17 protein-coding genes are annotated in these 19,997 nt (G+C 63.8%); 7 read left to right on the top strand and 10 right to left on the bottom strand.

What is annotated here, in order from left to right; all coding sequences use genetic code 11:
• Positions 1–2: 2 nt before the first annotated feature.
• Both C7453_RS06185 and C7453_RS06180 read right to left on the bottom strand, forming a co-directional pair.
• The gene (locus tag C7453_RS06185; protein WP_114726617.1) at positions 3–1,211 is read right to left on the bottom strand and encodes an acyl-CoA dehydrogenase family protein; all 1,209 of its coding nucleotides are present in this window, start codon (positions 1,209–1,211) and stop codon (positions 3–5) included.
• 275 nt (positions 1,212–1,486) lie between these two features.
• The gene (locus C7453_RS06180; protein WP_114726705.1) at positions 1,487–2,722 is read right to left on the bottom strand and encodes an acyl-CoA dehydrogenase family protein; all 1,236 of its coding nucleotides are present in this window, start codon (positions 2,720–2,722) and stop codon (positions 1,487–1,489) included.
• A gap of 230 nt (positions 2,723–2,952) precedes the next feature.
• Between C7453_RS06180 and add the strand changes: the two genes are divergently transcribed.
• Positions 2,953–3,984, top strand: coding sequence for an adenosine deaminase (gene add / locus C7453_RS06175; protein ID WP_114726616.1), 1,032 nt, complete (start codon positions 2,953–2,955; stop codon positions 3,982–3,984).
• Positions 3,985–4,039: 55 nt separating this feature from the next.
• Positions 4,040–4,960, top strand: coding sequence for a delta(1)-pyrroline-2-carboxylate reductase family protein (locus C7453_RS06170; RefSeq protein ID WP_114726615.1), 921 nt, complete (start codon positions 4,040–4,042; stop codon positions 4,958–4,960).
• Here the strand turns inward: C7453_RS06170 and C7453_RS06165 are convergent.
• From C7453_RS06165 to C7453_RS06155, 3 genes are all read right to left on the bottom strand, one after another.
• Positions 4,957–6,378 carry a cryptochrome/photolyase family protein gene (locus C7453_RS06165; RefSeq protein WP_307723112.1) on the bottom strand — a complete coding sequence of 474 codons (1,422 nt, stop codon included), beginning with the start codon at positions 6,376–6,378 and terminating at the stop codon, positions 4,957–4,959. The genes C7453_RS06170 and C7453_RS06165 overlap by 4 nt on opposite strands.
• A gap of 82 nt (positions 6,379–6,460) precedes the next feature.
• Positions 6,461–6,670 carry a hypothetical protein gene (locus C7453_RS06160; RefSeq protein ID WP_114726614.1) on the bottom strand — a complete coding sequence of 70 codons (210 nt, stop codon included), beginning with the start codon at positions 6,668–6,670 and terminating at the stop codon, positions 6,461–6,463.
• Positions 6,671–6,829: 159 nt separating this feature from the next.
• Positions 6,830–7,807 (bottom strand): NAD(P)H-dependent flavin oxidoreductase, encoded by a 978-nt coding sequence (locus tag C7453_RS06155; RefSeq protein WP_114726613.1) that lies wholly within the window; start codon positions 7,805–7,807, stop codon positions 6,830–6,832.
• A 252-nt stretch (positions 7,808–8,059) separates the two neighbouring features.
• Here C7453_RS06155 and C7453_RS06150 point away from each other — a divergent pair, with 252 nt between their 5' ends.
• The gene (locus C7453_RS06150; protein WP_245948837.1) at positions 8,060–8,833 is read left to right on the top strand and encodes a TetR/AcrR family transcriptional regulator; all 774 of its coding nucleotides are present in this window, start codon (positions 8,060–8,062) and stop codon (positions 8,831–8,833) included.
• Positions 8,834–9,085: 252 nt separating this feature from the next.
• Here C7453_RS06150 and C7453_RS06145 read toward each other — a convergent pair whose 3' ends face one another.
• The 5 genes from C7453_RS06145 to C7453_RS06125 all read right to left on the bottom strand — a co-directional run bounded on the left by C7453_RS06145 (position 9,086) and on the right by C7453_RS06125 (position 15,753).
• Positions 9,086–9,679 carry a chalcone isomerase family protein gene (locus tag C7453_RS06145; protein WP_114726612.1) on the bottom strand — a complete coding sequence of 198 codons (594 nt, stop codon included), beginning with the start codon at positions 9,677–9,679 and terminating at the stop codon, positions 9,086–9,088.
• A 211-nt stretch (positions 9,680–9,890) separates the two neighbouring features.
• The gene (locus C7453_RS06140; RefSeq protein ID WP_114726611.1) at positions 9,891–10,376 is read right to left on the bottom strand and encodes a PaaI family thioesterase; all 486 of its coding nucleotides are present in this window, start codon (positions 10,374–10,376) and stop codon (positions 9,891–9,893) included.
• 76 nt (positions 10,377–10,452) lie between these two features.
• Complete coding sequence (locus C7453_RS06135; RefSeq protein ID WP_114726610.1) at positions 10,453–12,243, bottom strand: acyl-CoA dehydrogenase C-terminal domain-containing protein; 1,791 nt, start codon at positions 12,241–12,243, stop codon at positions 10,453–10,455.
• A 19-nt stretch (positions 12,244–12,262) separates the two neighbouring features.
• Positions 12,263–14,614 (bottom strand): 3-hydroxyacyl-CoA dehydrogenase/enoyl-CoA hydratase family protein, encoded by a 2,352-nt coding sequence (locus C7453_RS06130; RefSeq protein ID WP_114726609.1) that lies wholly within the window; start codon positions 14,612–14,614, stop codon positions 12,263–12,265.
• Positions 14,614–15,753 carry a thiolase family protein gene (locus tag C7453_RS06125; RefSeq protein WP_114726608.1) on the bottom strand — a complete coding sequence of 380 codons (1,140 nt, stop codon included), beginning with the start codon at positions 15,751–15,753 and terminating at the stop codon, positions 14,614–14,616. The genes C7453_RS06130 and C7453_RS06125 overlap by 1 nt, the downstream gene beginning before the upstream one ends.
• A gap of 586 nt (positions 15,754–16,339) precedes the next feature.
• Between C7453_RS06125 and C7453_RS06120 the strand changes: the two genes are divergently transcribed.
• The 4 genes from C7453_RS06120 to C7453_RS06105 all read left to right on the top strand — a co-directional run bounded on the left by C7453_RS06120 (position 16,340) and on the right by C7453_RS06105 (position 19,950).
• Complete coding sequence (locus C7453_RS06120) at positions 16,340–16,525, top strand: hypothetical protein (protein ID WP_114726607.1); 186 nt, start codon at positions 16,340–16,342, stop codon at positions 16,523–16,525.
• The gene (locus C7453_RS06115; RefSeq protein WP_114726606.1) at positions 16,522–17,271 is read left to right on the top strand and encodes an electron transfer flavoprotein subunit beta/FixA family protein; all 750 of its coding nucleotides are present in this window, start codon (positions 16,522–16,524) and stop codon (positions 17,269–17,271) included. Before C7453_RS06120 ends, C7453_RS06115 begins: the two co-directional genes overlap by 4 nt.
• Positions 17,272–17,273: 2 nt before the next feature.
• Positions 17,274–18,209: an electron transfer flavoprotein subunit alpha/FixB family protein gene (locus tag C7453_RS06110; protein ID WP_114726605.1), complete on the top strand. Its 936-nt coding sequence runs from the start codon at positions 17,274–17,276 to the stop codon at positions 18,207–18,209.
• A 439-nt stretch (positions 18,210–18,648) separates the two neighbouring features.
• Complete coding sequence (locus C7453_RS06105; protein ID WP_170143142.1) at positions 18,649–19,950, top strand: OmpP1/FadL family transporter; 1,302 nt, start codon at positions 18,649–18,651, stop codon at positions 19,948–19,950.
• Positions 19,951–19,997: the final 47 nt, after the last annotated feature.

The raw sequence follows: 19,997 nt of genomic DNA, 5'->3' as shown, positions 1-19,997 counted from the left end.
AATCAGAAAGCCAGGACGCGCTGCCCGGCCTTGCGGCGAACCAGTTCGCCATGCGGCGCGTGAATGCGGCCGCATAATGCATCCCGATGACATCGCTCCAGCGGGTTGCGCGCGCTCAGTCCGGCATTGCCCGCCAGCGACAGCAAATGCAGCGTCAGATCCGCCGCCCCGTCGATCACCCGCGCCTTGATCACCGCCGCACCGCGATCGGCGGCGTCGCCCCGCCCGGCGACAACATCGTCGGCATACCGGTCGAGAAGCATCCGGTTCTCATCCAGTGCCAGAGCAACCCTGCCAACCGCATCCTGAACCGAAGGCAGCGTGGCCAGTGGCTGGCCAAGATTCGATGGCACCCGCTTCCGCAGAAAGCCCACCGTCCAGTCCAGTGCTCCGCGCACGATGCCATCATACAGCGCACCCAGCAGGCCGGTATTCCAGCGCATCAGGCCACTCAGCACCGGATGCCTGGCACCGCCGTCCACCAGGTCCGTAACATCGGCGGCTGGAACGAGAACATCTTGGAACTCGACCTCATGGCTGTGCGTCGCCCGCATGCCGATATGGTCCCAGTTGCGATGCACGATCACCCCATCTGCCAGGGCCGGCACCAGGAACAATCCCACGCGCGGATCGGCGTCGTCGGTCCGGGCCCGTACCAGCAGCCATGACAGTGCGGGAATACCCGTCACATAGGCCTTGCGCCCCGAAATCCGCCACCCGTCCGGCGTGACGGTGGCCACGGTCTCGGGCAGGCCGCCATAGGATGCCGAACCCAGGTCGGGCTCCGCCAGCGCGGCATTGATCAGCCCCGGCTGCCGCACATTCTCCTGCTCGAGCCGGGCCGCCAGTGCCTCGGGCCAACCCGCCCGTGCCGCGATCGTCGCGTGGACCATGTAATGGTTCACGATCACCAGCGCGACGGACGGGTCGCCTTGCGCGAGACTGCCGACAACCGCCTGCGCCGCCGGCAGCGACTCACCCAGCCCGCCCGCATCGACCCGGCTGGGCAGCGCCATCAGGCCGGAAGCACTGAAATCGGCAATATCATCGAACGGAAAATCGGCATCCCGATCATGCGCGGCGGCCCGGCCGGCGAAGAGAACGCGCAACGCAGCCGCCCGCGCCAGGATCTCCTCCAGGCCCGCGCCACCGGCAAACTCTCCATTCTCCCCGCGGGAGACGAGGACGCGAGATGTTGGGATCGAAATCATGAGGCTGTCCGTCACACCCGTTCCACGCGATCGGATAAACAACGATCACGAACGTTTGAATTAAATTCAACAATCATGACGTAACGTACATAAATCATTTAATCAATGCGTAACGTTTAATTTGCCACACAAAATGCGCAGATCTGAATTATATAACAATTTTAAAAGTGATTTATCTCCAGCGGATGCAGGTCGGCCCTTGGCCTGTCGACCTGCAAAAGCTGAAAGCACGCAGACCGGCCGCCCTATCCGCGCGCATGTTCCGGGCGTGTCTCTTATGCCGTTACCCTGCCGGCCGCCGCGTTCTGGCGCTTCAGCCCTTCGAAATAGGGCGTCCAAAGCCGGGTGCCATTCAATGCAAGATCTCCAATCTCTCTCTGACGCTGCGCCGCGGGATTATGCGATGCCAGAACACGGGCGTTGCGCCAGTGCCGGTCGTAACGCCGCGTCTCGCTGGTGGCGGACGCGCCGCCGACCTCGAAGAGCAGCGTTGCCGCCTCCAGCGTCTGCTCCACGATGATCTGCTGGGCCTTGAACGCGATTTCCTGTGCCGTCTCGATTGCCGGATGGCGCGTCTCGCCCTTCTCCCAGAACGGTTCGGCCGCCGCCAGTGCATCAGAAACCGTATCGACCAGTGCCGCCGTCGAGAATGCGAGGGTCGACAGCCGCCCCACCACGCCCTGCACGACCGGATCATCCCGCTGGATCACCTTGCCCGGCACACCGAAGAGCCGGGTCCGGGGTCGCACGAATTCCAGCGCGTCCCGCAGCACGGCCTGCGCGATGCCGGCAAGCGCGGTATTGTGGAATTGCTGGTAATACGCGCCCAGATAATCGGGAGCCGGCAATTCCGTCAGCGGAGTCTGGTCCAGGATATGGGCCGCAGGAACCGCCACGTGGTCGAAGATCGTGGTTCCGCTGCCCGTCAGACGCTGACCGAACCCGTCCCAGTCATCGACCCGCGTGACGCCGGGGCTGTCGGCCCGTACGGCGGCATGAACGCGAGCGGTGTCGTTGATCGCCCACACCACGATCCAGTCCGCATAGAGCGTCCCTGTGGAATAATATTTCGTCCCGTCCAGTACCCACCCTTCCGAGGTTTCACGCAGGGTCGTCTTGACCACCGTCTCCTCGCTCCGCTCGGCCATTGCCGCACCGAACAGCGCGCCGTCATTGATGACATCGAACCAGCCGCCCGATGCCCCCGGTTTCTGCCGCCGCCCCTCGACGAAGGCGAAATGTGCACGCACGATCTGCGGGATATTGGAATCCGCCGCCGCCAGCGTGCGCAACAGCGCAAACGATTCCCGCAGCGACGCCCCCAGCCCGCCGGCCTCGCCGGGCACGCGCAGCCGCCCGAAGCCGGCATCCAGCAAGGCCCTTACGGGTTCGCGCGCCAGTTCCCGATGTTGCTCCCGCTCTACCGCACCCGCCGCAATCTCGGCAAAAAGCGGGGCAAAGCGCGCTTCGAGCGACGGCGCGTGCACCGCCCCGGATGAGGACTGATCCATGTCGTAAATCACCATATGAAAGCGTTAATGCGTGAACCGTAATTCACCAAGATCAGCATGTATAGCTTATTTTAATTTCACTATAATTTTTAGTTAAAAATACTCCTGATCCGTCCCCACGGAAGAAACGGGTGGACTTATCGTTCCACCATCCGAAAGAAAGAGGTGCCATCGGGCACGCGACAGGGCATCATCGGCGCGAACGATTCATCCCGCTGGAGCAAGACACCATGACCGGCTCGATCGCCGCCTTTATCGACGCGCTGCCCAAGGCGGAACTGCATGTGCATCTGGAAGGCACTCTGGAAGCGTCGCTCAAGATGGAACTGGCCCGGCGCAATGACCACCCGCTGAAGGAAAGCAGCGAAGAGGCCATCCGTGCCGGCTACACCTATCACGACCTCCTGTCCTTCCTGAACCTCTATTACGAAGGTGTCGAACTTCTTGTAACGGAGAAGGATTTTTACGATCTCTGCTATCAGTATCTGAGAAAATCCGCGTCCCAGAACGTCCTGTATACCGAGATGTTCTTCGACCCGCAGCTTCACACCCGCCGGGGCATCCCCTTCGCCACGGTCATCACCGGCATTACCCGGGCCCGCGAGGCCGCCGAGCGCGACTTCGGCATCCGTTCGCAACTGATCATGTGCTTCGTGCGCGAAATGAGCGCGGAATCGGCCGATGAAACCTTCACCCAGGCCCTGCCTTACCTCGACGATATCGTCGGCGTCGGGCTCGATTCCTACGAAACCGGCAATCCTCCAGCCAAATTCGCGCATGTCTTCGCCCGCGCCCGCGCTGCCGGCCTGCATCTGACCATGCATTGCGACCTGGACCAGGAAAACACCCACGAACATATCCGCCAGGCACTCGACGATCTCGCCAGCGAGCGGATCGACCATGGGCTGAACGTACTGGACCGCCCCGAACTGATCGCCCGGGCCCGCGCGCGGGATATCGTCTTCACCATCTGTCCGTCACCCAACGACGTCATCCGGCCAGGCTGCGGCCGGCGCGACCTGCGCGGCATGCTGGATGCGGGATTGCGGATTACCATCAATTCCGACGATCCGGGTTATATGAACAGCGCCTACATGACCGAATGCCTGCGCAGCGCCCAGAAAACCGCCGACCTGACACGGGCGGAACTGCTGACGATCAGCCGCAACGCCTTTGCATCGGCATGGATTTCCGACGCCGAACGCAGCCATTATCTCGCAGCGCTGGATCGTTTCGCCGCTCTCCAGGCTGAAGAAGCCTGATTGCCTGCATCGTTACGGCGGGATATTTTCTCTCCGTAACGATCAAGGGGCTCCAATGCAGATTTTCACCGCCGGGCAGACCGCCAGCCTTCTTCCCTTCCCCGAACTGGTCGATACCCTGCAGGATGTCGTGCGCGATTATGCCGCCGGCAGCATCCTGTCGCCCGAACGGATGGTCGTCGACACGGCTGATGCCGGCGGCCACCTGCTTTGCATGCCCTCCGTCGCCAACGACATCATGGCGACCAAGCTGATCACGATCTTTCACGGCAACAAGGCGCTGCCCGTCATCCAGGGGCAGGTGACATGCTGCGATGCGCGTGACGGCACCTTCCTGTTCACTCTCGACGGGCCGGAGACCACAGGGCGCCGCACCGCTGCGATGTCGATGCTGGCCATCCGCATGCTGCACCATAGCCCACCACGCCATGTCCTGATCATCGGCACCGGCACCCAGGCCAGGGGCCATGTCAACGCGCTGCGAACCTTGCATCCCGAAGCCGTCATCAGCGTGCGCGGCCGCAGACCGGCAGGGGTGACCGCCCTCTGCGCCACGCTGGACCCGACAGGCCACTATGTCCGCCCCGAAACCCCGGGCGATGCCGAGGCGGCCGATATCGTCATCACCACCACCAGCAGCCGCGATATCGTCTATGACGCCGCCCCCCGTGCCGGGCGCCTGGTCATCGGCGTCGGCGCCTACCGTCCGGAAATGATCGAAATCGGTCCGAATCTGGTCCTGAACAGCCGGCTTTTCGTCGACGACCCGATCGGCGCGCCTTCCGAAGCCGGCGACCTGATCCAGGCCGGCGTAGACTGGCAGAACGTCTTTCCCCTGGCCACGGCGATCGACACCCCACCGCCGCCCGAAATACCGGTCCTGTTCAAATCGGTCGGCTGCGCGGCGTGGGATCTGGCAGCCTGCCGCCTTGCCCGCCGCCGCCTGACGGAGCAGGGCGCCGCCGCCGCACCCTAACCGCTGTTATCGCCGCCCCCTTCCGCCGTGCCGCGCAACGCGCGCCAGGCGGACAAGGCCCGCTCCCGCGCCGCCTCATGCACCACGATGGGCGCCGGATAGCCCGAGACGCCGCCCGCCAGCCACGGCGTGTGGATCTGCGCATCGGGCAGCCTGGCCAGTTCCGGCACCCATTCCCGGATATAGGCGCCGGACGGGTCGAATTTGCGGGACTGGATCAACGGATTCATCATCCGGAAGAAGGGCGCGGCCTCCACCCCGGTTCCGGCGACCCATTGCCAGTTCATGCCGTTGCTGGCCGGGTCGTAATCAACCAGCGTATGGGCGAACCAGCGTTCGCCTTCCCGCCAGTCGATCAGCAGATGTTTCACCAGGAACGACGCCACCACCATGCGGACGCGGTTGTGCATCCACCCCGTTCGCCATAACTGGCGCATCCCGGCATCCACCAGCGGATAACCGGTGCGCCCGCGCTGCCATGCCCGCACGGCATCCGGATCCTTTCGCCATGGCATGGCGTCGAATTCAGGGCGCAGATTACGCGATGCCAGATCGGGCTGCGCAAACAGCACCGACCACGCGAATTCCCGCCAGCCCAGTTCGGCCATGAATTTTGCAAGCCCACCCGATGCCGGCTGCGCCGCAGCTGCCTGCCGCACCTGCGCGGGCGTGATATGGCCCCAGCGCAAAAAGGGCGAGAGGCCGGAGGTTGCCGGCCGCGCAGGGAAGTCCCGATCCCGCGCATAGTCATCCAGCGACCCGTCCAGAAACTGTGCCAGCGTCTCCTGCGCCGATGCCTCGTCAGGCTGCCACATGTCCGCCAGCCCGTCCGTCCAGCCGGTGGCGCTCATTTCCCGCCCGATCGCTCCGGCCTCGATCATCGGCGGCAAGCCGGACCGGTCCGACGTGGCAAAGGCAATCTTCACCGGCGCCGGAAGCGGCGGCCGTTCATGCCCCGCCTGGCAGGCCGCGCGCCAATACGCGCCGAAGACATGATAAGGTTGGCCCGCCCGGGTGCGGATCGTCCATGGTTCATGCAACAGCGCGCCGGGAAAGCTCTGCACGGAGGTTCCGCCCTCCTTCAGCAGCGCCTTCAGCCGCGTATCCGTCTCCCGTCCATCGGGGTCATAGCGCCGGTTCCAGAACACCGCCCGCGCGCTGGTCGCCGCGACCAGCGCCGGCAGAACCCGGATCGCCGGCCCGCGAAACACATGCAAAGCCCCGCCAGCCTGCCGCAGATCGGCATCGAACAGGTCCAGCGCCCGCCCCAGCCACCAGCGCGCCGCGTCCTGCTTCACCGCCTCGTCCAGAATGTGAACGCAGAATATGGGCGCCCCGGTCTTCACCGCCGCTGTCAGCGCCGCATTATCCGCCTGGCGGAAATCCTGTCGAAACCAGACGATCACCGGGGAAGTCACAACGATCCGATCCTTTCGGGCCTGCACACAGGCCGGACGAACGCCAGTCCGGCCGGTCAGCCACCCGATCAGATACCAGTCTCTACAGTGCTTTCAAACCTGTATCGATCTTTGCCAGAACCTCGTCCGTCATCACGCCACCCGAGAATTTCGCCAGCGTCTTCAATGACAGGCCCTTGGCCATCCCGATCTGCGGGTGCTTGGAAAAGCCGGGAAGCACGCTCTCGACCACCCCTTTGGCCTGCTCGTCGGCCAGGATCTCACGAACGGTCGAGTTGATGGAAAACGACATTTCAGCCACCTTTCAGATGATATCGATCAGGATATGGTCCTGTTCTCTCTCGAAAAAAGAGAACGGGAAATTTTTCGCACATTCGAGATACCCGATGCCGGCACGATGCGAAACGCCCCAGCCGGCCACAACGGACATCACAATCGCAACGCGTGCCTCCTATCCGCCGGGGTTCGGATCATCCCCGTTCAGCAAACGGCTTTCTTCCGCCAGAAGGGAGAGCGTGTCGCGATATTCCTGCTGCAGGCGTGCAATCAATTCTGCGGCCGGCACCACGGCATCGACAGCCCCGATCCCCTGCCCTGCCCCCCAGATATCCCGCCACGCTTTCGTCCCGCCGGAGAAGGTCGATACATCCATCCGCGACGGATCGGACAAGGCGAGGTCCGCGGGGTCCAGGCCGGCCGCACGAATGCTTGCAGCCAGATAATTGCCGTGCACGCCGGTAAACAGATTGGAATAAACGATGTCTTCAGCCGACGACTCCACGACCATCTGCTTGTAGCGCGGATCGGCCGCAGCTTCTTCCGTTGCGATGAAGGCCGAGCCGATATAGGCCAGATCGGCCCCAAGCGCCCTGGCCGCGACGATCGCCTGGCCGCTGGCGATGGCACCGGAGAGCGCGAGCGGCCCGTCGAACCACGCCCTGATTTCCTGCACCAGCGCGAAGGGCGATTGCGTGCCCGCATGCCCCCCTGCCCCGGCGGCCACCGCGATCAGCCCGTCCGCCCCGCGCGCCACCGCCTTGCGCGCGAACGCATCGGTGGTCACATCATGCAGGACGATACCGCCATAGGCGTGGACCGCATCATTCACCTCCGGCCGGGCCCCGAGCGACGTGATGACGACGGGCACCCGGTATTTCACCACCAGCGCCAGGTCCTCCTCCAATCGGGCATTGCTGCGATGGACGATCAGATTGACGGCGAAGGGTGCATCCTCGGCAGTCAGGGACGATGTCAGGCGGCGCAGCCAGTCTTCCAGAACCGATGCCGGCCGCGCATTGAGCGAAGGAAACGACCCCACGACCCCGGCCCGGCAACAGGCCAGCACGAGTTCGACCGTCGAGACAAGAAACATGGGCGCGACGATAGCCGGCAATGCCAGCCTGCCCAGCAAGGATATCGGCATAGACATGGCGCCCTCCCGGCCGCTCCTGCCCGTGACGCTGCGGCAGTCGCGGCAAGAAATTCTAACATTTGTTAGCCCACCACTACGCTACCGGCCGACCGTCGTCGAGACGCAAACGCAATCCTTTCCATCACGGATGGTTGAGGGCACAAAACCTTATGAAGCCAACGGAAAATGACAAATATCCCATGGAATCCTGTAGTCTTCCGGAAACAGGGCCGATAGGCTGGAACGAAGAAAGTCTGGAAGCGACCGAGCATGACGTCATCGCGCACGCCACCGAACAGAAAAACCCGTGCACAAGCCGGCGGTGCCATTCTCTCCGCCATGCGCGCGCTTCCCTTCAGCCCCAATAGCGATGAAGCCGGCGCCCAGGCCGAACGACGACAGGAAATCCTCGAAGCCGCCGCGCAGCTTTTCGCCGAACGCGGCTACAAGGCCACCTCGATCCGCCAGATCGCCGATGCAGCAGGGATGATGGCGGGGTCGCTCTATTACCATATCGAGTCGAAGGAATCGCTGTTCGTCGAGATCCATAATCGCGCGCTCGACGCGGCAGCCAGCAGGATCTTCTCGGCCATCGCGCCCCACACCGCGCCATGGGCCCGGCTGGAGGCCGCCTGCACGGAATTGCTGGATATCCAGCTCAGCCTCACCTCGATCACCCTGCCGATGATGAACAGTATCGTCTCGGCACCACCGGACGTGCGCGATGCGCTGGTCAAGAAGCGCGACGAATTCGAATCGATCTTCCGCAACATCATCGACGATCTGCCGCTCCCCGCGACGATCGACCGCGACATCTATCGTATCCTGCTTCTGCGTGCCCTCAACACGGCGAACGACTGGTACCGCAGCGGCCGCATGTCCCACGATCAGATCGCACACCAGATCTTCACGATCTTCAAACACCAAGCCGAATCAGAGGCCGACATGATCGCCTCCCCTCGCCCGCGCAGCCGCTCCGCCGCACCCATGCGGCGTTCACGGCCGGCGCGTGGAACAGATGCGCCTGTCTCTTCGGAGATATGAAAGCGGCAGCGGTCGTATTCGCCCGGAGCCTGACCGAAAATGCGGTCTGGTGAGCGAGAACGGCTCACCAGGGCTGCGTCCGGCGTGTGTTTCCGAGCATCGGAGCGGAGCGCAGGAAACACACGCCGGATCGCCACCAGGGCGCATTTGCGGTCAGGCTCTCAGGAACCTTGTGCGGGGAACGCGCATGATGCCCCTGAACGAATACAAGCCTTTTTTCTTCTTTTTCTTCAGGAAGAGAAGCGTTTCTTCTCAATTCGCATTCCCCAGCAACCCCCTTCGGAACCCGTCGGTCGGTGCCGCCTCGCTCAGCAGCGACTGAACAAGCCCCTTGCCGAAATCCGGGTCATTGATGGATGCCACCACGGCGCCATTGCGCTGCATGCTGACCCCCTGATCCGTGACGAGGATGAGTTGGGCCTCTCCCCTCTTCGCGGCTGCCAGATGCGCGGTAAGCGCGGCGAAGGAGGCCTCGTTCTGCGCGTTGCACGCATAAAGCTTACAATAATGCGCATGAATCGACTCATACTCGCCCTTTACCCGCTCCAGAGAAGCGTCGTGAAGGAACTCGGTATAGAGGACTTTCGGATTCGGGCCGTCGGCAAGCGCCTTTTCGTCCCGGCTCGGCGAGACGACATACAGCCCGGTCGCGTAGCCATCGACCAGATGATAGAAGACACGAACACCCACGCCATTGAGCTTCAGCGACGTGCCGCCGATCTTCAGATCGTCAGGGAAGACGGCCCCCCCGATCTTCGTATCCGCATGACCGGCGGACGATGCAACCATCAACCCTGCCGCCAGGGCCAGGCTGATACGGAATGACGACCTGCGTAATCCAGACATAACGCGATCCTCCACATGATGCCGGATACCGCCACATGCGGTATCCGAACCCGTCGCCCTTCCATCATGGGCGCGCACCAGCGCCGCCCCGGTTCGGAATGAACGGGAAATGAGTGTGAAACATAAAAACGCCTGGCAGACGCCACCCAAGCGCGCAACCCGGATATCCGCGACAGGAATTGCCAGGCGCGGCAAGGGACGCAGGGCAGCATCAGCCTCGCATGAAGCTCCGCAGCAGCTTTCCGGTATCCAGCCGGATCTCGGGGTCGGGCGCCGGCCGTTTATAGACACCGCTTGCCCGGGCGATCGGCTTGCCCTTCACCCGCGCCAGGCCCTGGACAAAGACGGCACTGCGCGTCACCCGCAGCACGTCGGCACTGAACCCGATCCAGTCGTCGGGCAGCCCCGGCGCCAGGAAATCGACAGAGAGCGACATGGTCGGCAGGATCGGCACCTGAAGGTCGTGCTCGAACATCGCCGCCATGGCCATATACCCGTCGAAAACGGTGGCGATCATGCCCCCATGGCATGTCCCCGCATGATTGCAATGCCGGGGTTCCACCCTGAAACCGGCCAGCAATTGCCCATCCGCCTCCGCCACATCAAACCCGCCGATGATCGCGTCGAAGCCGGTTTCGTTGAGCACGGGCAGCGGACGAAAGCCCACCGGCGGCGTTTGAGACACATGGACCATCATATTCTTCTCCAGACAGCGGACAGATCCGGCATGAGACGTCGTTCCACGCCCCTTGGGAAGTGGAACGACAGTCCTGTCAGAACGCGTCGTCGGCCAGCGCCATCATCGACGCCTTGCCCGCCTTGATCTTCAGATAAAGCGATGCCGATTCGGGAAGAACACGATCGTAGAAGAAGCGGGCCGAAGCGATCTTGGTGCTATAGAACGCCTGGTCCGGCCCGGCGGCGAAAGATTTCGGCACGGCGATCGCCACCGTACGTGCCCAGAGATAGGCCAGCGAGACCAGCCCGATCAACCGCAGATAATCCGTCGCGGCGGCACCGGCTTCCTCCGGGTCCTTCATCCCGCGCTCGGCGATCTGCCCGGTTGCCAGTTGCAGCGCGCCGAACGCGCGTTCCAGCCCGGTGACCATCTCGCCCAGCAGCGGATTCTCCTTGTTCTCCGCGATGAAGGCCGCGATGGGGTGGAAAAGCCCACGCAGATTGCGCCCCATATGCGGCGGCAGCTTGCGCCCCACGAGATCGAGCGCCTGAATCCCGTTTGTGCCTTCGTAGATCATCGCAATACGCGAATCCCGTACGAACTGCTCCACCCCGTGGTCGGCGATATAGCCGTGTCCGCCATAGGTCTGCATCGCCAGATTGGCCGATTCGAACCCCAGATCGGTGAACATCGCCTTGACCACCGGGGTCATCAGCGCCACGAAATCCTCGGCATCGCGGCGCTCGCGTTCACCCGCGCCATGCTCCGCCACATCCAGCGTCATCGCCACCCACGCCCCCAGCGCCCGGCAGCCTTCGGCGTTGACGCGCATGGTCATGAGCATGCGCCGCACGTCGGGATGCACCACGATCGGGTCGGCCGGCAGCGCCGGATATTTCGCCCCCGCGAGCGACCGCCCCTGCAAGCGTTCCTTCGCATAGGCCACCGCGCTCTGGTACGCGACCTCCGCGATCCCCAGCCCCTGGATGCCCACGCCGAGCCGCTCGGCATTCATCATGGCGAACATCGCCTGCATCCCCTTGTGCGGGGCGCCGACCAGCCAGCCTTTCGCGTCTTCGAACGCCAGTTGGCAGGTCGCGGAGGCCTTGATGCCCATCTTGTGCTCGATGCCCGTGCACAGCACGCCATTGCGCTCGCCCGGCGTGCCGTCGTCGCGCAACAGGAATTTCGGCACGAGGAACAGGCTGATCCCCTTGATCCCGGCGGGCGCATCCGCCAGCCGCGCCAGCACCAGATGGATGATGTTCTCCGACAGGTCGTGCTCGCCGGCCGAAATGAAGATCTTCGCCCCGCTCAGGCGATAGGTTCCATCCTCCTGCGGCACCGCCTTCGTCCGCAGCAGGCCCAGATCGGTGCCGCAATGCGCCTCGGTCAGGCACATGCTGCCTGACCACTCGCCGCTGATCATCTTGGGCAGGTAGCGCGCCTTCAGCTCCTCGGAACCATATTTGCGCAGTGCCACCATCGCGCCGCCGGTCAGGCCCGGATACAGCCCGAAGGAGAGGTTGGTCGCACAGATCATCTCCGACAGCATCATGCCGATCGTCTCGGGCAGTCCCTGCCCGCCATATTCCGGCGGCGCGGAGAGGGCCGACCAGCCCCCTTCGCAGAACTGCCGATAGGCGTCGCGGAACCCGTGCGGCGTCGTGACGACGCCATTCTCCAGCCGGCATCCTTCGCGGTCGCCCGACATGTTCAGCGGCAGCAGCACCTCGGAGGTGAATTTCCCGCCTTCCTCCAGCACCGTTTCCGCCAGGTCGGCATCGACTTCGGAAAATGCGTCCAGCGCCGTCAGCCGCGAGAAATCGTGCAGTTCGGTCAGCACGAACTTCATGTCGCGTAGGGGTGGTGTATAGGTTTGCATCTCTCTGGCTCCCCTTGCGTCAGTTTCTGAGGGGCTTGCCGGTTTCGAGCATATGCTCGATCCGGTCCAATGTCGGAATGCTCCGGACCAGTTCGGCGAATGCCGCGCGTTCCAGCCCCAGCATATCCTCCTCGGTCACGATCTCCGTCACGTCGTGGTCGCCGCCGGTCAGGATGGTCGCCAGCTTGCCCGCGACCGTCACATCGTGCGGCGTGGCGATGCCCTGCCGCACCATGCCCTCGACGGCCATGTCAAGCGCCAGCTTTCCGCCTGCCCCCGCCAGTCGGAATTCCGGCTTCGGCGGCGGCTGGTACCCATCGACCAGCGACAGCGCCAGCGTCTTGGCATCCGCCAGTAGCCGGTCGCGATTCATGGTGATGCCGTCGCGATCGCGCAGGATATGCATCCGCCGTGCCTCGGCCGCCGATTTCGAAACCCGCGCGGTGGCGATCATCTCGAACACTTCGCGCGTCGGCGGCATCGGTCCTTTCGCCGTGCGCGGATCGGCCCGCAGGCGGTCCAGCATTTCGCCACAGCCCCCCCAGCCGGGGATCAGCCCCACACCGCATTCCACCAGCCCGATATAGCTCTCGGCATGGGCCTGAATGGCATCGGCATGCAGCACGATCTCGCACCCGCCACCCAACGCCATACCGGCCGGCGCCGCCACGACCGGGAATGGGGCATATTTCAGCGCCTTGTAGACGCTCTGCCCGCGGGAGACGAGCTTGCCGATCTCCCCCCAGGCCGCCATGTTGGCCGCAAAGGCCGCCAGGCCCAGATTGGCACCGGCGGAGAAATGGGCCGCATCGGAATACAGCACCAGCGCCTTGAAATGTTCCCCGACATGAGCGATGGATTTTTCGAGGATCGTCATCACGCTCTCATCGAACGTGTTCATCTTGGTCGTGATCTCGAAGCACGCCACCCCGTCGCCGATATCCCACAGCGCGCCCGACCTGCTCGACAGCACCGGCTTGCCACGCTTGCGGAAATCGCCCAGCAGGATCACCCCTTCGGGCCGTGTCACCGGATGCCAGGCGCCATCCACGCCGAAAGCCTGGGTCGCGCCGTCCCGATCCTGATAGAACCGCCCGTCTCCGACCGCCTCGATCAGCGCCGGCACCGCGATCCCTTCCTGGCGCAGCACCGCCGCCAGCTTCGCCGCCCCGATCTGGTCAATCAGCGCAAAGGGGCCTTTCTTCCAGTTGAAGCCAAGCTCCATCGCCCGGTCGATGCCCACGATATCGTCCGAAATCTCGGGCACCAGCGAAGCCGCATAAGCCAGCGTCTCACCCATCACCGTGCGCGCATAGGCCCCGAACCGGTCGCCCGAGGCCAGCAGCCCGGCGGCATCCCCCGCCCCCGACGGCAGCGAGAACCGCTCGGAGAGCGCATACTCCCCGGTCACGAGGTCGATGGATTCCTTGACCTTCCCGCCACCCGCCCTGTTGATGCGGTAGAAGCCGCCCTTGCCCTTGCGGCCGGTGTAGCCTCCCTCGATCATCTTCGCGATCAGGGGCAGGTCCTCGGCAAAGGCGTGATACCGGTCCCCGGCCGCCAGCAGCGATTTCATGCTGGCCGAGATATGCGGCATCAGGTCGATGCCCACCAGATCGAGCAGCCCGAACACGCCGGTCTTGGGGATGCCGAACGGCCAGCCGATGATGGTATCGACCTGCTCCACCGTCAGCCCGTGATCCACCGCCACCCGCGCCGCCGCCTGCATCCAGAACGTGCCGATGCGGTTGGCGATGAAGCCGGCGGTATCCTTGGCCCGCACCACGGTCTTGCCCAGCCACCGATCGCAGAAATCCGAAACCGCGGCGACATGCGCCGGATCGGTCGTCGGGCCGGCCACGACTTCCAGCAGCCGCATGTAGCGGGGCGGATTGAAGAAATGGGTAATCAGGAAATCGCGCTGGAAGCTTTCCGGCATCCCGTCCACCAGCCGCGCCAGCGGAATGGTCGAGGTGTTGGACGAAACCGGCGTCCCTGGCCGCCGCACCGCGTCCAGGCGGCGATACAGCGCCTGTTTGAGGTCCAGCCGCTCGATGATCACCTCGACCACCCAGTCGCAATCGGCCACCCGGGGCAGGTCGTCGTCGATATTGCCGGTCGCGATCAGCTTCGCCGCCGCCGGGTCCATGAAGGGAGCCGGATCGGTCTTCAACGCCTTGGCGATCGCGCCGTTGGCCAGTGCATTCGGGTCCGTCCCATCCACCTTGCGGTCGAGCAGCAGCACCGGCACCCCGGCATTGGCGATCTGGGCGGCGATTCCCGCCCCCATCACGCCGGAGCCGATCACACAGACGCGGGAGAAGACCGGCCGCACGCCGCCGCCCCCGCCAGATGTCACATCCTGGGTCATCAGATGCGCTCCAAGACCGTGGCGATGCCCTGTCCACCGCCGATGCACTGCGTGGCCAGCGCGTAGCGCGCGCCCTCACGCTCCAGAAGCTGCGCCGCCTTGCCGACGATGCGTGCCCCTGTCGCACCCAGCGGATGGCCCAGTGCGATCGCGCCGCCATCAATGTTCAACGTCGCATCCCGCACGCCGAGTTCGCGGGCACAGGCGATCGACTGCGAAGCAAAGGCCTCGTTCAGTTCGACGACGCCCACATCCTCGATCGTGATTCCCGCGCGCTCCATCGCCTTGCGCGAGGACAGGATCGGCCCCAGCCCCATCACCTCGGGCTCGCAGCCCGAAATGGCGATCGAGCGGATGCGCGCCAGCTTCGGCAAACCCTTGCGGTCGGCATACGCTTCGGAACAGACCAGCACCGATGCCGCGCCGTCGGTCAGCGGCGAAGACGTCCCCGCCGTCACCGTGCCCTCGGCCGCATCGAAAGCGGGCTTCAGGCCGGCCAGCCCCTCTGCCGTGGTGTCCGGACGCGGGCAGCCATCGGCCGAGACCACGCCGTCACGGGTCTGGATCGGCACGATCTCCGCCTCCAGCCGGCCCGCCGCAATGGCGTCGCGGGCACGCGCCTGGCTGCGCAGTGCGAACTGTTCCTGCTGGTCACGGCTGATTTCGTATTTCCGTGCGACATTTTCGGCGGTGATGCCCATGTCCATGTAGGCGCCCGGCTTTTTCTTGTAGAGCGCCGGATTGGGCAGCGGGTTGAACCCGCCCATCGGGATGCGCGTCATGCTCTCCACACCCGCGCAGATAAAGGCTTCTCCGGCCCCCATGCGGATCGCCCCGGCCGCCATGTGGATCGACTGCATCGACGACCCGCAGAACCGGTTGACCGTCACGCCACCCACCGAAAGCGGCAGGTCGCTCAGCAACGCCACGATCCGGCCCAGATTGAAGCCCTGCTCTCCTTCCGGGAACGCACAGCCCAGAATCAGATCCTCGATATCCTCCGGCGCAACTCCCGTGCGCTCCACCAGCCCACGCACGACCTGGGCGGCGATGTCGTCAGGGCGTGTCCTGACGAACTGCCCCTTGCGCGCGAGCTGAAACGGCGATCGCGCATACCCTGCGATGACAACGGAATTCATGAATAGCGCTCCTGGCAATGCCTTCGCTTATTATGTCTAACGTTTGTTCGAAACGAAGGCGCGCATTGTGCCTCGCCTTGATAACGGAACGAGGCCGCTTCAGAAAAGACGCTTTGTCGTGATGACACGATTCATTGATGGCTCCCGCCACCACCCCGGCAGCGCCGGCCAGAATAAAAATCACCTTATATCAATATATTAATCTCATATTTTTACAGACCAACACCCCATCATGCCCCTGAAAATTAATACGAACGATCGTTAGAAATTTCTCTCCTCCACCGAAAATCGACGGGAAAACCCCCGCCACCAAACGCCGGGTTGCCCTTGCACCCAGCCACCGCGCGCAAGCCCGAATGCGATCTCAAATATGTGACGAAAAGACGGAACACGAACAATTCCTTTTCTTATCATCATTCTACGAGATCTCCCGTTCCAGGAAGTCACTCCCATCATCCTGTGCCGCCATCATATTTCTACCTATCGACTGTTCGATAAAACGGCACGACGATATACTGCCCCTGCTGAACGGTGCCGCTCCGTCAGAGGCCGCTCCAGGCGGCCGGTGCCGGAGCGCAGGAGACGCATGCATGAGCCACAGGATGCCATGGAGTCCGCCGCCGCGCGCATCCGCGCCCCGGCCGACCCGGCGATGGCGACCGGGCTGAGGCAGCTCCCGCGCCCGGGGTGCCAACGCCCGGTCGCGCACGAGAACATCCATACCCAGACCGAACGCGAGGCGTTCCGCATTTTCACCCCCGAGGTCCCATGAAAATCCTTGTCCCCATCAAACGTGTCATTGATTACAACGTGAAGGTGCGCGTCAGGCGCGATGGCGGCGGCGTGGAGACCGCCGGCGTCAAGATGTCGATGAACCCTTTCGATGAAATCGCCGTCGAGGAAGCCCTGCGCCTGCGTGAAAAAGGCATCGCCAGCGACATCGTGGTCGTCTCGATCGGCGTCCCGCAGGCTGCCGACACGTTGCGCACCGCCCTGGCCATGGGCGCCGACCGCGCGATCCTGGTGCAGTCGGAGGAAAGCCCCGAACCGCTGGCCGTCGCCAAGATCCTGAAGATCCTCGTCGAGCGCGAAAATCCCGATCTGGTCATCCTCGGCAAGCAGGCCATCGACGACGACATGAACGCCACCGGTCAGATGCTTGCCGGCCTGCTGGACTGGCCGCAGGCCACTTTTGCCAGCCGCGTGGAGAAAACCGGAGATGGCCTGACCGTTTCGCGCGAAGTCGATGGCGGGTCGGAAACCCTCTCGCTCACGCTCCCCGCCATCGTCACCGCCGATCTGCGCCTGAACGAACCGCGCTACGCCTCCCTGCCCAACATCATGAAAGCCAAGAAGAAGCCGCTCGAAACCCTGTCGGCCGCCGATCTCGGCATCGACCTCACCCGCCGGCTCACCACGCTCTCGATCGCCGAACCCCCGACCCGCAAGGCCGGCATCAAGGTCGGCAGCGTCGCCGAACTGGTCGAAAAACTGCGCAACGAAGCCAAGGTGATCTGATCATGACCGCACTCGTCCTGCTGGATGCCGAAGACGGCGCCATTCCCCAGACTTCCCGCTCGGCCATCGCGGCGGCCGCCAGACTCGGCGACGTCGACGTGCTGGTCACCGGCGGCCCGGAGACCATCGAAGCCGCAGCGGCCAGTGCCGCGAAGATCCCCGGCATCCGCAAAGTCCGCACCGTATCGGGCGAGGATTTCGCCCACGCGCTTGCGGAACCGCTCGCGGCTCTGCTCGTCGCCCTTGCTCCGGAGTACGACCACATCGTGGCCGCCGCGACCGCCATCGGCAAAAACGCCCTGCCCCGCGCCGCCGCCCTGCTCGACGTGCAGGTCATCCCCGATGTCATGGAGATCAGGGACGCCGAAACCTTCGTGCGGCCGATCTTCGCCGGCAACGCGCTGGTTACCCTCCGCTCGTCGGATGCGAAGAAGCTCCTTACCATCCGCACCGCCAGTTTCGACCCCGTACCGGCCGAGGGCGGCACCGCCCCGATCGAAACCGTCACGCCGCCCGCCTGCCGGTCGAAATCGCATTTCGTCTCGGCAGAGCATTCCAGCACCGAGCGACCCCAGCTCGAAGCCGCCCGGATCATCGTCTCCGGCGGCCGTGGCCTGCAAAGCGCGGAAGGCTTCAAGATTCTGGAACCACTGGCCGACAAGTTGGGTGCCGCCATCGGCGCCTCTCGCGTGGCCGTCGATTCCGGCTTCGTCCCCAACGATTATCAGGTCGGCCAGACCGGCAAGATCGTCGCTCCCGACCTCTATATCGCCTGCGGCATTTCCGGTGCCATCCAGCATCTGGCCGGCATGAAAGACAGCAAGGTGATCGTCGCCATCAACAAGGATGAAGAAGCCCCCATCTTCCAGGTGGCGGATTACGGCCTGGTCGGCGACCTGTTCCAGATCGTACCCGCCCTGACGGAAGCCCTCGGATAATCCCTGCTGCTGCGGGGCGACCACACACGGCAGGGTCGCCCCGCCACCTAACGATTGTTCTACAAAAAAGCACCTCTCCCTTCGTCCATACCGCAAACCGGGCGCACGCATCCGGCACGGCACCGAGCATCGGCCGCTTACTGGCCCGCTTACTGGGCCACCCAGCCCCGCCCATGCCGCCGGGGCTGATTTTCCTCGCAAAAAAGCTTCCGTCCAGGCACCCATTGGAACTTCAATCTTTTTTTGACGTTCTGGGCGCCCGTTCGCGGCTTTCCGGTCGAGAGAGTGTGAAGCCTGCTTCTTGCGATTCCTGCCCTGATTTTCTTGCAAGCCTGCCAAGCGGGGCCCATAGTTTGCCCGGATCAGAGACATGGAGACAGCGCTTGCCGGCTTAACCTACCAAATGTTTGGTTTAAATGCTGAGATGGTCAGTCCAATAATGAAAAATAAAATCACGCTGATGGCATGCAGCGCCCTCCTCACCCAGACATTGTTCATCCCCGGCCACCAGGCCGCAGCTTCGGGTTTCGCCCTGCGCGAGACCGATGCGATTTCGCTGGGCAACGCCTATGTCGGCTCCGTCAGTCGTGCGGGGGATGCGTCCACCGTGCTGATGAACCCGGCGGGAATGTCCTTCCTCGACTATAGCGAATTGCAGGGCAATGCCTTCTATGCCGGCCCCGTCGCCCGGTTCTCGGGCCAGAACTATATGGGCCCCGGCATCACCACCCCCGGCGTGCAAGGCAATCGCGGCATCACCGATGCCGCCACCGCCGCCGGATACGGCGTCCTGAAAATCGACCCGCACTGGGCGATCGGCTACGGGTTCTATACGCCCTACGGCCAGCGCGCGAATTATCCCTCCAATTGGGTCGGGCGCTATCAGAGCCTGGTCAGTTCGATCACCGACTATGAACTCGGGATCATGGCGTCCTACCGCTTCAACAAGCGGTTCTCGATCGGGGTCGGCCCACGCATGGGCTTTCTCACCGGTCGCTTCACGCGCGATGTCAATCTGGGAGCGCTCAACGCCTTCGGGCCGACAACGGCCGACATGGCCGGAAACGCCTTCGGCTTCGGCTATGATGCCGGCATCCTCTACAAGCCCGACGATGCCACCCAGATCGGCATCAACTACCAGTCGCGCATTTCCTACGATCTTTCCACCCGTACCAAATTCTCGCCGCCCCCGCTGCTGGCCGCCAATCGGCTGGTCAACGGCTCGCTGATCGCCCAGAGCGGCCACGGGGCCATGCAGGTGACCCTGCCCGACAGCGTCTCTTTCGGCATCACCCGCGTTCTGTCGCCGCGCTGGACCATCATGCTGCAGGGCGAATGGACCCACTGGTCGCTCCTGCATTCGCTGAACAACATCTCCGACCACCCCGGCGGTGCCAGCACCTCGATTCCGGTCAACTGGCGCAACAGCTGGTTCGGCGGTATCGGCGCGACATACCAGGTTTCTAAAGCCGTTCTGCTGCGCGGCGGCTTCAGCTACGACCAGAGCCCGACGACCATCAGAAACCGCAACACGATCACGCCGGATACCAACCGTTTCGACCTGGCCGGGGGCGTGGACTACACGCCGATCAAACGGCTGACCCTTACCCTGTCCTACGCCCACATCTTCGGCACCAATCCGAAAATTAACGATGCAGCCTCGGCAACATCCGGGCGCCTGATCGGCTCCTACAACGATTACGGCAACATCGTCGCCTTCGGCGTGAGGACACGTTTCTGAACGACAGCGGGACCTCACGGGATCGACCCTCCGCCAGGGTCTCCCAT

Origin of the sequence: Gluconacetobacter liquefaciens (assembly GCF_003350405.1) — a bacterium.
Taxonomy (GTDB): domain Bacteria; phylum Pseudomonadota; class Alphaproteobacteria; order Acetobacterales; family Acetobacteraceae; genus Gluconacetobacter; species Gluconacetobacter liquefaciens.
This window is presented reverse-complemented; position numbering and strand designations above follow the sequence as displayed.

Coding starts and splice junctions, on each gene's coding strand:
- C7453_RS06185 (WP_114726617.1), bottom strand. CDS start 1,211: ATGATTTCGATCCCAACATCTCGCGTCCTCGTCTCCCGCGGGGAGAAT.
- C7453_RS06180 (WP_114726705.1), bottom strand. CDS start 2,722: ATGGATCAGTCCTCATCCGGGGCGGTGCACGCGCCGTCGCTCGAAGCG.
- add (WP_114726616.1), top strand. CDS start 2,953: ATGACCGGCTCGATCGCCGCCTTTATCGACGCGCTGCCCAAGGCGGAA.
- C7453_RS06170 (WP_114726615.1), top strand. CDS start 4,040: ATGCAGATTTTCACCGCCGGGCAGACCGCCAGCCTTCTTCCCTTCCCC.
- C7453_RS06160 (WP_114726614.1), bottom strand. CDS start 6,670: ATGTCGTTTTCCATCAACTCGACCGTTCGTGAGATCCTGGCCGACGAG.
- C7453_RS06155 (WP_114726613.1), bottom strand. CDS start 7,807: ATGTCTATGCCGATATCCTTGCTGGGCAGGCTGGCATTGCCGGCTATC.
- C7453_RS06150 (WP_245948837.1), top strand. CDS start 8,060: ATGACGTCATCGCGCACGCCACCGAACAGAAAAACCCGTGCACAAGCC.
- C7453_RS06145 (WP_114726612.1), bottom strand. CDS start 9,679: ATGTCTGGATTACGCAGGTCGTCATTCCGTATCAGCCTGGCCCTGGCG.
- C7453_RS06140 (WP_114726611.1), bottom strand. CDS start 10,376: ATGATGGTCCATGTGTCTCAAACGCCGCCGGTGGGCTTTCGTCCGCTG.
- C7453_RS06135 (WP_114726610.1), bottom strand. CDS start 12,243: ATGCAAACCTATACACCACCCCTACGCGACATGAAGTTCGTGCTGACC.
- C7453_RS06130 (WP_114726609.1), bottom strand. CDS start 14,614: ATGACCCAGGATGTGACATCTGGCGGGGGCGGCGGCGTGCGGCCGGTC.
- C7453_RS06125 (WP_114726608.1), bottom strand. CDS start 15,753: ATGAATTCCGTTGTCATCGCAGGGTATGCGCGATCGCCGTTTCAGCTC.
- C7453_RS06120 (WP_114726607.1), top strand. CDS start 16,340: ATGCATGAGCCACAGGATGCCATGGAGTCCGCCGCCGCGCGCATCCGC.
- C7453_RS06115 (WP_114726606.1), top strand. CDS start 16,522: ATGAAAATCCTTGTCCCCATCAAACGTGTCATTGATTACAACGTGAAG.
- C7453_RS06110 (WP_114726605.1), top strand. CDS start 17,274: ATGACCGCACTCGTCCTGCTGGATGCCGAAGACGGCGCCATTCCCCAG.
- C7453_RS06105 (WP_170143142.1), top strand. CDS start 18,649: ATGAAAAATAAAATCACGCTGATGGCATGCAGCGCCCTCCTCACCCAG.